The organism is Sporolactobacillus nakayamae (genome assembly GCF_900113325.1).
In the GTDB taxonomy this organism is placed as follows: Bacteria; Bacillota; Bacilli; order Bacillales; family Sporolactobacillaceae; genus Sporolactobacillus; species Sporolactobacillus nakayamae.
Genome location: NZ_FOOY01000042.1, coordinates 1 through 12,590 on the forward strand (window position 1 = coordinate 1; position 12,590 = coordinate 12,590).

Genomic DNA, 12,590 nt, shown 5'->3' on the forward strand with positions numbered 1-12,590 from the left:
CCCTCTTGTCGGGAACCCTTGTAAGACCTCCCCGGGTAAGAACGACCGCTTTCCTTCCATGTGGCTGCTGCATATACTGTTTGAGATTCGGGCAGTATTGGACTTCACCTTGTTACGCAGGCTTATCCGTCTCTATTCAGCCTTAGTATGCAGTTCTTGTTCATCAGCCCAGAAGTTTGCCTCCGGCTTCCTTCAGATTCCACCTCACGATGGACACCCTTGCCTTTGGCTAACAGTTCCTACTGCCAAGCCTGTAGCGGACTTTCACCGCCTAGCTGTCGTCCATGCCGGGCGCACGTAAAAGGCAACAACCTATATTAAGGTTGTTGCCTTGCCGCGCATGCGTGCGCATTAATGTTTATAATTAAGCAGTCCGGCATTGATTTCTTCTAATGCCTGACCTACTTCTTTAACCGAACGAGGATGCTCAACCATTAGATGTGCGGAACCATCCTGCAGCAGACGCGCGCGTTTCGCGGAAAGCGTTACTAGCGTATACGTAGAATTAACTTTCTCAAGCAAGTTATCAATAGACGGGTAAATCATCATTTTCCGTCAATCCCTTCACTATTTATATATTTTTCAATCAGCCGGTCAACTCTGCAATGTTCGGCGAGCACAATTGCTTCAATCCGATCACAGGCTTTCTCAACTTGATCGTTTTCAACCACATAATTATAATTCTGCATTAATTCCATTTCTGATTTTGCCACCGTCATGCGGCTTTCAATCAGTTCGGCCGTTTCTGTTCCGCGACCGACAATTCGATTTTTCAGCTCCGTCAAATTCGGCGGTGCAAGAAAAATAAACAGTGCTTCCGGGAACCTCTGTTTCACTTGAAGAGCACCTTGCACTTCAATTTCCAAGATCACGTCTTTGCCGGATTCAATGGTCTCCCGAACATAGTCAACAGGCGTACCGTAACAGTTGCCGACATATTCCGCCCATTCAAGCAATTTATCTTGTTCGATCATCTGCTGAAATTGATCGCGCGTCTTGAAAAAATAGTGAACGCCGTCGATTTCGCCTTCTCTCGGCTTTCGCGTTGTTGCCGAAATCGAATAGTTCAATCGCGTGCCGCGCTTGCGAAGCGCCTTGCACACAGTCCCTTTGCCGACCCCGGAAGGTCCGGAAAGAACCACCAGCAGCCCTTTTTCTTTAAAGCCCATCACTTTGCCCCCAACTGGTACACATCGATCAGTCCATTTATTCTACATTTTGCACTTGTTCGCGCAATTTTTCAATCTCATTCTTTAACGATACGACAAAACGGCTTACTTCAGCATGATTGCCCTTCGAGCCGATCGTATTCACTTCACGATTCATTTCTTGAATGAGAAAATCTAACTGTCGTCCCACCGGAACATCGACATCTTCGCTTAATAAACCAACGCATTGATTCAAGTGGCTTTTCATCCGAGTCAGTTCTTCATCAACTGCTGTCTTATTTACAAACACAGCAATCTCAGTCATTAAACGATCTTCGTCAATCGATTGATAGCGATTGAGAAAATCGGAGACGGATGTGCGCAGCTTCTTTTCATATTGGTCACGAACCGCAGGTAAAAACACCTCAAGACCATCAACCGCCCGTCGAATACGTTCAACTTTCTCCGAAAGATCCGTTCGAAGCGCTTCGCCTTCTTTTTCGCGCATGGAAATCAATTGCTCGCAGGCACGGCGCACTGTTTCAAGCACCAACGGCTCAACTGTTTTCGCAGAAAGGTTGTCCGCATCACGCAGCGTGAAGACGCCCGGAAGCTGAAGAATGACATTCACGTCTGTCTTCTCGGTTCCGCTTCGTTTCTGAATTTCCTTAGCGACACTCATGTACTGGTCAATAATCGACCAGTTCGTCTCAACCTTAGGAGCAATCGCCTCGCTGCCTTCAACGGATAAATACAAGGTAAGCGATCCTCTTTTTACAAAAGAATGAATTACTTTTCGTATCCGGTCCTCAAGATAGATTAATGGTTTCGGTCCATTGAACGAAAAATCGAAGAAGCGGTGATTGACTGATTTCAACTCAACACGAACATGTGCGTCTCCAGCACTTTTCTCACTCAATCCAAAGCCGGTCATACTCTTAATCATCCGATCACTTCCACCTTACCATTTTATACAATTTTGCGGAGATGAAGCAAGTGCCCGTGAAAATTAAATCATTGATCAACAGCATAAATCTATCTTGTCTCTGATTTTGGTTGTTCCCGTGACTTGAGTACTTGCGACTCATCCGGCGTCACATAGAGCGTCTTCTGATCGGTATAAATCACAAAGCCAGGCTTGGCACCACTCGGTTTTTTCACATACCTCACTTTGGTGTAGTCGACAGGAACTCCGCTTCCCATTCGCGATTTGCTGTAAAAAGCCGCAAGATTTGCCGCTTCCATTAAAATCTTTTCGCTCGGATCTTGGGATCGAATGACCACATGAGACCCTGGAATGTTCTTTGTATGCAGCCAAATCTCATCGCGCGCAGCCTCTTTCGTGGTCAAATAATCATTTTGTTTATTGTTTTTCCCGACGAGAATGAGGGTTCCGTCTGAGGCGTAGTATTTGTCGATCACAGTCTTATTCTTCTTTTTTGCCTTGTTCGACCGTTTTTTTCTTAAATAACCGCCCTCAACAAGCTCCTCGCGAATTTCTTCAATATCTTTCAGTGAAGCGGATTCGACTTGTTGCGTTAAGCCCTCAAAATAAGCGACCTCATTTTTCGTTTGCACCACTTGTTCCGCCACAACCCGTTTTGCCGTCTTCGCTTTCGTGTATTTTTTAAAGTATGCCTGCGCATTCTCAGAAGGTGTCCGGTTCGGATTAAGACTTATTGTCACGTGCTTCTGATCCGGATCATAATAATTAACCACATCCACATGCTGATCGCCACGTTTGAATGCGTGCATACTCGCCGTTAACAATTCGCCGTACAAACGGTATTTGTCCGCGTCTTCCGCGTCCTGAAGCGTTTTCGCAAGCTTCTTTAGTTTCATTTTGTTTTTCTTTAATTCAAGACTGATAAAATGGCTGAGATCTCCGGCTTTCTGCCGTACCGCATCGGTTTGTGATTTAACCGCGTAGAACCGATCAAGCATCTGATGGACATTGGCAAATGTCTCTGTTTTCCCTGATTCATGTGTGAGACGCAAGACGTGAAAATCGTCCTTGCCTTTTTCGTTAAAAACGATCATCGGCTGATAATCATGACTGCGAATTTCAGACTGAATCTCACAAAAAGCAGCCGCAATCGCATTTTGGTGCGGAAGTCCTGCTCGGTGGACAATCTCAGCGCCGATTTGAGGGGAAAAGCCGCTGACAATACCAACAATCTGCCGATCAATCTTCCCTGCGTTCCATTCAATCCGGCTCGTTAAATCCTGGACTGTCATTTCAAGCGGATTGAGCTTGCCCTGATCAGGCGGGGAAACATAGGTTTCTCCGGGTAGAACCGTACGGAAACGATTGACAGCCGGTGTCAAGTGCTTCATGCAGTCAATAATCCGACCACTTTCTTTATCTGTCAAAATTACATTGCTGTGCCGACCCATGAGTTCAATAATCAGTTGTTTTTCATTTACATCGCCAAGCTCATTACGCGAACGGAGGTCAAGGTGCACAATGCGTTCAAAACCTACTTGCTCGATCCGTTCAATCACGCTTCCTTCAAGATGCTTTCGCAAGAGCATACAGAACATTGGCGGCTCTTGCGGGTTTCCCTCCGACTGTTCCGTCAAATGCATGCGCGCAAACGCCGCATTTATAGAAATCAGCAATTTCCCGCGTACGCCGCGTGCGCGCAGGTGAAAAATGAGATCAGTAGGTGTCGGCTGATATATTTTCGCAACCCGGCCGCCGACAAAATCTTGCAGACTTTGAACCGCGGCATGGGTGACAATACCGTCGTAAGACATGGCAAATTCCTCATTTCCAAAAAAAGCGGGCATGATCTGCTCGCTTTTTACTTCCAATTAAATACCGGATTCTATTGTCTCACTGGCCACATGCTCGCGTCAAGGAGAAGCCGATTCCTTTCGTGATTGACTACGCAATGGGAAGTTTGATCACAACTTTAAATAAATCACCGTCCAGATCGATTTCAAATACGCCGTCGTGAAGATCGATAATCGACTTAGCAATCGCTAATCCAAGCCCTGAGCCTTCCGTATGGCGTGACGCATCGCCGCGCTTAAAGCGTTCGAATAGTTCATCGACATTGTCTCCGAGCTCATATTTGGTGATATTCTTGAACGTCGCCATTGCCTCGCCATTTTTTACCTCAAGCGTGATGTACACACGTGTCCCTTCTAATGAATACTTAATAATATTTCCAATCATATTATCAAAAACGCGCCATAGTTTCTGACCGTCGACAATAACCGGTATCTCTTCATTCGGCGTCTTAATACGAAAACTAAGCTTTGATTGTTGAATCGCTTCATCATATTCAGCGAGTGCCTGAGTCAGCAATTCAGTCAAATTAACCTTTGTTTTGTGTAATTCAATTGCGCCGCTTGCCATTTTTGAAGCGTCAAATAAATCATCAATCAGCCGCTTTAAACGCTTCGCTTTTCGATCAATGATGGCCAAGTAGTCCTGCCGTTCCGCATCGCTCACATCCGACTTTCTTAACAAATCGTTATAAGTAATAATTGACGTCAGCGGCGTGCGCAGATCGTGACTTACATTGGTAATAAGCTCCGTCTTTAGTCGTTCACTTTTCAATTGCGCGTTTCGCGATGATTTTACGCCATGCTTCAATGTATTCAAGGATTGAGACAATCGGCTTATACTGCCCCTTCCTTGCACGGGCAGATCCGGCTCTTCCTCTCCGGCAGCCAAGGCGCTCGCTTGATTAAAGACACGATTAAACTGTGTAGCACGTTTCAACGCCAACCAAAGCAGAGGCAGTGCAGTAAAAATCAAAAATAAGAATGCTGCGACAACGCTGCCACTCATAGAAAAAAGTGGAGCCGACATGCCAAGGAAAAAGATAGCGGCAACGATAAACAAAACTTTCAGACCGGTAAAGGGTGCAATGAAAAAGCCGTTAATAATCTCTCCAGTTTGCGCGATGATGCTCCCCTTCCGGCATTGCGAACGCTGCTCCGGATCACGTATCATCTTCAAGAGCCATTGAATCTGGAAAAGGACCGTTGTCACCGCACCTAGAATACCAAAATTGTAAAAAGTAAAATTACTCAAGTTTCCTAGGCTTCCAAACACGGGGTAAACATAGCTTGTCGAGCTGACACCGACACTGATAATAACAGTCAAAAAGATAACCAGTTCGAGTGCAAGAACCATCAATCGCAGCTCAATTGGAATACGGTGATACAACCGGCTTATTTTTTGGAAGCCGACAAGCGAAAATACCCTATGTTTCCTAAGGAGAAACGATGCATAACCAATCATGGTCAGTGCCAAGGCAAGCAGTACAAAGCCAATGAACTTACTGTGAACATAGGCACGATAATTCGAATACACATCCAATTGATCCATCGGGGCATCCCGATTAATATAAATTTTTCCGGAGTATTGAGCACCCCAAAGTGTCAAAATTCGGGTAATCCGTTTATCTCCACTGCTCAAGTAATCATCGGGCGAAAAGTTTTTAAAACTTTTTTCAAAGCGTTTTCCCGGCTGCTTTTCTTTTCCCTGAACATCCGTCACATTTGTAAAAACTTCGCCGGTTTTCTTATTCACAAAGCGATACTTAAAGACTTTTGCTAGCTGATTAAAACTCCCTTGTTCATTTGAAAGTGAGGTATTCTGAAACTTTTTCATCAGTGCTACACGTTCTTCGCGGATCTGCCTGGCCACATGGGCATCACTCTTAAAGTTTTTCTCGATCGCACGAATCTTCTTGTCTCGCTCTTTTTTATAATAGGATGCGGCCTTTTTATCTTCTGCTTTCTCCGCTTTTGCGATCACATCTGAGAACTGACTGTGGACGTTCGATAATTGCTTAGGCAGATCGCCATAACGATAACGAAACTCGTGAATATCATCCTTGGTGATGGGGAGCTTACGCACCTGGCTTGATGATGGATGACTGAGTTTCGTCATCGCTAATTCATATCTGAATTGATAATAAGTACTTTTAAAACCACTGAAATTCTCAAAAGCGCTAAACATCATCGGCCTGTAGACCGTGATCACAAGCAGGAGCAACGAGAGACCGAGTATCATCAGCCAAGTGAACAGATATCCCGCTTTTTTATTTTTCAATTTTGTAGCCAATGCCCCACACCACCTTCAAGTATCTTGGATTTTTCGGATCAATTTCGATTTTTTCTCTGATTTTACGAATATGTACGGCGACCGTATTCTCTGCGTTATAGCTTGGTTCTTCCCAGACACGTTCATAGATTTCATGAATCGAGAAAACACGACCGGCGTTGCGCATCAATAAATCGACAATTCGGTACTCAATCGGCGTTAGGCGAACGGGTTCGCCGTTCACAGAAACGCGTTTCTCGGCCTGTTCCAGAACAAGCCCGTTCAGATCGATCACTTCATTTTTCTTCTCATATGTACCAAGTGTCACATACCTTCGCAGCTGTGACTTCACACGTGCCACGAGCTCGAGCGGATTGAATGGTTTCGTCACATAATCATCCGCGCCAACTTGCAAACCAAGGATTTTATCCATGTCCTCGGTTTTAGCACTAATCATGATAATCGGGATGTTTTTCTGTTCACGAATCTTGAACGTTGTCTGAATACCATCCATACGCGGCATCATAATATCAAGCAAAATAAGATGTACCGTGTGACAGCGCAACACTTCGATCGCCTCTAGTCCATCCTCTGCTTTCAGCACATGAATCCCTTCATTTTTTAAGTAAATGCCTATGACATCACGAATTTCTTTATCATCGTCAACAACTAATACGTTATACTCTTCCATCGTTTACTCTCCCCGCACATCAGCTTACTTTACTTATTGTAAAGGGCGCTTCTTAATAAATACAACTGGAAAAAATGAAGGATTTCTTAAGAAGGCTGGATCGAATATCAGTGATACTGGGATGGAAGCCGTCCGTTCCGATCAATTTGTCTTATTTTTTGTTCCGAGCCCCGCAGAATGACGTAACCGTAGAAGCTGAGCATCGTAGTAGGAATAAGAATGAGCAGCCAATAAACAGAAGAACTCAAATAGGGTTTGTACCGAACTCTGTCCACGGTGAACGCCAAATCCATTTTGCCGGCTGAATTTCCGCCTTCGAACATGCGGCCATCAGGATACGCGTCGCGCTGCTCAAACACTTTTCCGTTTGCCGCAAGGATCAGACGAGAATCTGATTGCCCTTCAACCTGAGTAAAGCTGATCTGGTGCATTGCGCCTTGTTTCGGATGAACCATTTGATTTAAATTGAAATTGAGGTTTTGACCCGGTTTCATCTTTCCGCAAATGAAGTCTCGGGATGCAATCATTTGACCCGTATTCCGATTGGCAAGCCTCATACGGTAGATGCCGGAACCATGATGAGAAAAGACGCGCACAGCCAGATGACGGTATGGCGCCATCGGTTGGAATGTTTGGGTGATTGACCTCTCTTTGTCAATAATGGCGTTCTCTTTTCCTCCTGAAAAGGGCTGATCTGCCGCAACAATAGGATGCGCCACCCGCTTTTCTGTCATCGTGTGAGCACCGGCAATCCCGCCGATCAGCAGCACCACGATAAGAAATAAAACCATTGGTATTCGTTCGGAAGCAAAAGCACGAGCGCGTACTAGGCGAGACGCATCTTGCAGTCCAAAAACACTGCCGATCAGAATAAAAGGTGTGAAGAGTAAACTATAACGAGGCTCAGCCTCCCAAACGAATGTATAAAATAGAACATTGCCGAACAGACAAATCAGAATCAACAAACGCAGATCCACCTTTTTCATTCGGAAATAGCGGACTGCAGAAAAAATCAAAAAAACAAGATTGGCAATGTAAAAAACTTGAATAATCCACACCACCATCTGCCGCTGATCACCGAACAGATAGTGATAGTCTCTTGTGGGTTGCATGTTGAACTCCGTATACCAATAATAGCCATGCGCACCCATACCCCATGTTCGGAATGTTTTGACTGCCCAAATGCGCATTAAACCGAATGGACCGTTTTCTTTTATTCGTTCTGCGATCCGTGCGCTGTCTGCTTTTCTTTTTGCCGCCTGATCAGAATGCTCCAACGTCCAATTAAAATCCGCCTTCGAGTAGCGCCCTTCAGGAGATAGTCCCATCATCATCCAATGAATGGTGGGCATAGCAAGTGCCGGATCATTCTTATAACCTAGCTGGGTTTCGATACCTTTCATGATGAAATTCCCGACGAAAAGGATTATTAAGATAATGCCTAGACTCATTACTATTTTTTTCCATTTAAGTGTGAAACACATATAAATCGCAAGTGCCGGAAGAAACAAAATCAAATTCATGCGAAGCTGAATGCCGACAGCAAGTGCGAGACCGAGAAGCACTATATATCGATTTTTCTTAGACTTTTCATATAAGTACCAAAGATACAGCATCAGTGAGGGGAACAGGATCGCTGCCGTATCCGTGTAAAAATACAGCGTATATAAAAATAAAGGAAAACAGGTCAAGGCCGTCAGCATGAATAGAGTCCCGGATCTTGCTCCGGATTTTCGCCTCAACAATTTCCAAGCAAAATAAATCCCACTATTTAAAGCAGCAGAGCAAAAAACACGATCAATAACCATGTAATTGGCATAGTGAAACAGCGATGCCGTTTTATACAACGCATATCTGAGCAAAGTACTCGGAATATTATTCGGATAAATCGCGAAATAGCTGTTGTCAGAAGCATGACCATGTTTGAGCAGGTATAGAGCTTCCACATAGGTGTGGCCGCCGTCAATCAATGGAGGCAGGATGGAATGAAAAACAAAAATGAGTATACCTTCGATAACGCCAATCACCAGAAAAATAATCCATGACACGCGATCCATTATCCGATCAGGCATATCCTGAAAGAAACGATTTACAGCAAGAAAAAAAAGAATGGTAATCAGTGTAAAAAAAACAAGTGAACTAATCAGGATCGGTGTATCGCTGCCTTTGAAAATAAACGGGTAGCCTAAAGCAGTAACCAACACAAAAGAAAAAAATGCCACAAAAACATAGGTGAATCCTGATAGAAGTATTCTTCGAAACAAACAATCACATCCTAACAAACCATTTAAATAGGAGTGCTGCTCAATTTTGGTGCATGCAGGCTTTTTTCTTCGATCACGTAGCATGGACATTTTTTGTTGAATTTCCCCAAGTGCCCAGATCGAAAGAATGATCAATGTCCTTCCGTCTCGAACACCATACACGATATCAAAACCTTCATTGTACTTAATGAGAAAATTTCCAATTACTTGTTCTGAAGAAGCCAATCCTTTTCGGCATGCATTGCTCAGAGCAGCATTCAGTCAATGGATCGTTTCTTCAAGAACTTCCTCCTCGTCATAACAAAGAACAACAATTGTTAAAACGGTTCTTTCACTTATCTGACCTTCTTAGATTTTATCTGCTGGTTCTTAAGCGCTCCTAGTGAAAAATATGAAGTTTTTATTAAACATAAATTTCTATTGTTCCATAAACAGTAGATAATCTAGTTGATTGTTACATTTTATAATGAGAAGGCGATTAATTTGAGAAGGCGTATTGTTGAATGGGAGAGCTGTTGTTCAGGGGGTGATGCAATTAGGCATCGACCCTTGAATTTTTTGGTTTCTGCTGAGTGTTGGAAAAGCGGAAGAAAACATCAAAAACAAAATAAAGAACGCACTTCTTTATTACTTATGTTTGCGCTTATTTAAGAAGTGGATCGCTTCGCCTGCAAGAATGGCCGCCAAAATTGCGCTCCACACATAAATGCCGACGGTTCTAGGCAAAAATCTCAATACCCATAAAGATGCGGTGATCGTCGCCAACGTTAAATAGCTCATTCGTTCTTCGTTCTTGAATCGATCCAGATTGAAAACGACAAGCAGATAGCCAATAGGCGGTGTGATCAAACAGAAAAATAAAAGTGGTTTGGGTCTCAAATACCACGCGCTTTTCTTCTTTGACATAGTTCCGCCACCTTTCTATGTAAACTATTGAGCTGCTGAATCCAACGATTCATCGTTTTTGCGAATGTCTCATGCAAGCAGCAACAATGAGTGCCAAAAAACAAAGCAAAAAGCCCGTAATAATCCAGGGCATAACCGCTGTCACGTAAATCAGCCAGTGTTTCATTCCGCATTCACTCCTTCTTCCTTTCGCTCAATCTATGTCATCGAATTGATATAAAGCAAGCGGATGATTTTTGGGGGTCCTATGCGTTTTGACACTGCATGTTCTCGAGAATTGGAGTTTTATCCGTTCTCTGTACGTTGACCGAAATAGGGCATATAAACTACCAACAAAAAAATACATGACACATCGCCTTACGTGCTTTACCATTAACCCCAACCATCTACTTTTCCTTTATTGTAAATCATCTTTTCGCTGGAGAAACCGCATTTTTTATGAAAAAGCCCGCATTTTTTCGTGCGGGGTCACGCACAATCCCGTTCGGGGGCGTTCATCCTATGTATTTGGTAGCGACATAATCCACATACCTTTTTTCAATCAAGTAACAATACAGAGAAGATTATTCCTTAATCTTCTTTAATATCAGCTTGTATAATACCGGTGAGAAGACGGCTAAAATCATTAAATACATCCATTGATCCGGGATATGGATGTTATAACGATTGTTGTTATAAGTCACCAAAAAATTAAGGGATAATAACAGAAATAAATATCCATATTTCAAAAATTTATTTTCTTTAAATAGCGGCAGGACAGAAAAAGATATTAACAGCAACGTGATGAAAAAGAAATACACCATGATGACCTCCCAAGCAAATTATTATTCCGCTTATTACAATTTATGAAAGCATTTACTGACTTTAAAAATAATCGTTCAAAAGAATTCTACTATTGGCTAATAGTTCTTACTGCAGAACCTGTAGCGAATTTTCACTGCCGACAATGGGATCCATTTTATTCAACCCAAATGCTATTTATACTTTCGCTCACCAAGCTTCAACAATGTTGGTAGAAAGCCTATGAATAAGATAGCGTACATAATGATATCCGGAACTTTTGAACCAGTTGCGGCATTGATACAAACCACCACAATTGTACCCAATATTAAAGTTAAATTTAAATATTTTTTAAGGGGTGTATTGAATTGTGGCGTACGGATTATAAAGGTCGTCAATAGTAGAGTGTATAATAAGATAGTAAACATACATTGCCTCCTCTTCAATGAAAAGTTCATTCTGAACATTCGTTAATACTCCTCCAATTCTGACTGAACTCAGTCATTAATCTTGAACATGTCGTCCCTGACATTATTTGACTGGTTCGCAATATAATTACGAATGTTTCGTCTGTCACGCTTCCTACCGTTGCACAAAAATAGCCTTTGGGCCATAAATGCTGGCCCCAGTATCGCTTTTTCAACTCTGAAAATTCATCCTTGTAATAATCTGGATGAACGTCCTTTCAGATACTGCATCACTTTATTCGGAGCCAGACTTAGTGGACAGGAAATCAGCAGGTGAATATGCTCTTTACCTGCGCTTCCTTGCAGAATCGTGATCCCTCTATAAATTCAAAAAACAATCTATCTGCATCATACAGATTAAGACATGATTTACCATTACCATTTAAATATTGATTTAATTTCTTCCGTGTACTTTGAATTAAGGTATCCGTATTCTCCATTTTTTGGATTGAAAATTTTAGCAACGTCCTTAGTTATATCATTGGGATCAGCATCAATCCAAATACGATAATTTACTTTTCTTTGTTTTTTTCCGTCCTTTTCAAAACAGAATAATAGCCACTTTGATTATTGAACTTTTTTTGATTCCATTTTGTATGACCAAAGGCACGTTTTATTTTGTCACTCTTTTCTTTACTGTAAATCGAGCTAATTTTTCCAGATTCATTAGTATATCGCAATAGTTCCTCATTATTTTTCTGCCCTTGGTCTACGGCGCATCCTGTAAAAACGAGCAGTAAAGTTATTATTATGACTGTTCCTTTTTTCAAATTTACTCTCTCCAACCTGGATTTATGTAATGGGGTCAAATATTTTTTTATATTTGATTTTGCATCAGAAAAAATTTCGCTACTCATGCAAAGTTTCACACTGATTTTTGATCAATTTTCCCTTAAACAGTAAATTAAAATAAATAAAAATATAACTTACGGTGACTCAACTTTCGCACCCTAATTTGGGCAGATAAACCTTGATATAGTTGGGTAAGCTCTCAATCCATTGTGTCAGTTGACAAGTAACCCATCTTTTGATTGATTTTTTTGTTTTTGTTAGGGCGTCATGAAGAATATCCATGAGCTGCGTCAGTGCTACAGCCCAATCCAGTTCATTCATTTCGTCACAGAGTTCATAAAACATACCACCAAGGGTTCGATTATCTGTACTGCAACGGTTTTGCCAAGACAGGAGAATAAACCTTGTAAAGACAATGGTTGTGTGGCTAATCAGCAGATCGTACGATCTGCCCTGGAACTCTTTTTGAAGCTT

12 protein-coding genes and 1 pseudogene are annotated in these 12,590 nt (G+C 42.4%); all 13 read right to left on the minus strand.

Annotated elements, in window-relative coordinates; translation table 11 throughout:
- Window positions 1-351 precede the first annotated feature (351 nt).
- On the minus strand, window positions 352-546 hold the full coding sequence (gene rpoZ / locus BM003_RS17125) for a DNA-directed RNA polymerase subunit omega (RefSeq protein ID WP_093674848.1): 195 nt from the start codon (window positions 544-546) through the stop codon (window positions 352-354).
- A complete protein-coding gene (gene gmk, locus BM003_RS17130) occupies window positions 546-1,169 on the minus strand; it encodes a guanylate kinase (protein WP_093674838.1) in 624 nt (207 codons plus the stop codon). The genes rpoZ and gmk overlap by 1 nt, the downstream gene beginning before the upstream one ends.
- Before the next feature lie 37 nt (window positions 1,170-1,206).
- Window positions 1,207-2,094 (minus strand): YicC/YloC family endoribonuclease, encoded by an 888-nt coding sequence (locus tag BM003_RS17135; protein WP_093674839.1) that lies wholly within the window; start codon window positions 2,092-2,094, stop codon window positions 1,207-1,209.
- An 89-nt stretch (window positions 2,095-2,183) separates the two neighbouring features.
- Window positions 2,184-3,908, minus strand: a complete 1,725-nt coding sequence (locus BM003_RS17140) for an Rqc2 family fibronectin-binding protein (RefSeq protein ID WP_093674840.1) — start codon at window positions 3,906-3,908, stop codon at window positions 2,184-2,186.
- A 130-nt stretch (window positions 3,909-4,038) separates the two neighbouring features.
- Window positions 4,039-6,237, minus strand: coding sequence for a sensor histidine kinase (locus BM003_RS17145; protein ID WP_093674841.1), 2,199 nt, complete (start codon window positions 6,235-6,237; stop codon window positions 4,039-4,041).
- Window positions 6,215-6,907: a response regulator transcription factor gene (locus BM003_RS17150; RefSeq protein WP_093674842.1), complete on the minus strand. Its 693-nt coding sequence runs from the start codon at window positions 6,905-6,907 to the stop codon at window positions 6,215-6,217. Before BM003_RS17150 ends, BM003_RS17145 begins: the two co-directional genes overlap by 23 nt.
- A 107-nt stretch (window positions 6,908-7,014) precedes the next feature.
- Window positions 7,015-9,396 (minus strand): glycosyltransferase family 39 protein, encoded by a 2,382-nt coding sequence (locus BM003_RS17155; protein ID WP_093674843.1) that lies wholly within the window; start codon window positions 9,394-9,396, stop codon window positions 7,015-7,017.
- Between the two features lie 402 nt (window positions 9,397-9,798).
- Window positions 9,799-10,077: a hypothetical protein gene (locus BM003_RS17160; protein ID WP_093674844.1), complete on the minus strand. Its 279-nt coding sequence runs from the start codon at window positions 10,075-10,077 to the stop codon at window positions 9,799-9,801.
- Window positions 10,047-10,250: a hypothetical protein gene (locus BM003_RS17790; RefSeq protein WP_177184860.1), complete on the minus strand. Its 204-nt coding sequence runs from the start codon at window positions 10,248-10,250 to the stop codon at window positions 10,047-10,049. Before BM003_RS17790 ends, BM003_RS17160 begins: the two co-directional genes overlap by 31 nt.
- A 1,061-nt stretch (window positions 10,251-11,311) precedes the next feature.
- Window positions 11,312-11,500, minus strand: a complete 189-nt coding sequence (locus BM003_RS18310; protein WP_425441064.1) for a transposase — start codon at window positions 11,498-11,500, stop codon at window positions 11,312-11,314.
- 10 nt (window positions 11,501-11,510) lie between these two features.
- Entirely contained in the window at window positions 11,511-11,651 is a 141-nt protein-coding gene (locus tag BM003_RS18315; protein WP_425441065.1) for a transposase, read from the minus strand.
- Window positions 11,652-11,836: 185 nt separating this feature from the next.
- Window positions 11,837-12,181: a hypothetical protein gene (locus BM003_RS17180; RefSeq protein ID WP_143128494.1), complete on the minus strand. Its 345-nt coding sequence runs from the start codon at window positions 12,179-12,181 to the stop codon at window positions 11,837-11,839.
- A gap of 79 nt (window positions 12,182-12,260) precedes the next feature.
- Window positions 12,261-12,590, minus strand: a pseudogene (locus BM003_RS17185) (IS4 family transposase); the annotation flags it as partial.

Coding starts and splice junctions, on each gene's coding strand:
- rpoZ (WP_093674848.1), bottom strand. CDS start 546: ATGATTTACCCGTCTATTGATAACTTGCTTGAGAAAGTTAATTCTACG.
- gmk (WP_093674838.1), bottom strand. CDS start 1,169: ATGGGCTTTAAAGAAAAAGGGCTGCTGGTGGTTCTTTCCGGACCTTCC.
- BM003_RS17135 (WP_093674839.1), bottom strand. CDS start 2,094: ATGATTAAGAGTATGACCGGCTTTGGATTGAGTGAGAAAAGTGCTGGA.
- BM003_RS17140 (WP_093674840.1), bottom strand. CDS start 3,908: ATGTCTTACGACGGTATTGTCACCCATGCCGCGGTTCAAAGTCTGCAA.
- BM003_RS17150 (WP_093674842.1), bottom strand. CDS start 6,907: ATGGAAGAGTATAACGTATTAGTTGTTGACGATGATAAAGAAATTCGT.
- BM003_RS17160 (WP_093674844.1), bottom strand. CDS start 10,077: ATGTCAAAGAAGAAAAGCGCGTGGTATTTGAGACCCAAACCACTTTTA.
- BM003_RS17790 (WP_177184860.1), bottom strand. CDS start 10,250: ATGCGGAATGAAACACTGGCTGATTTACGTGACAGCGGTTATGCCCTG.
- BM003_RS17180 (WP_143128494.1), bottom strand. CDS start 12,181: ATGAGTAGCGAAATTTTTTCTGATGCAAAATCAAATATAAAAAAATAT.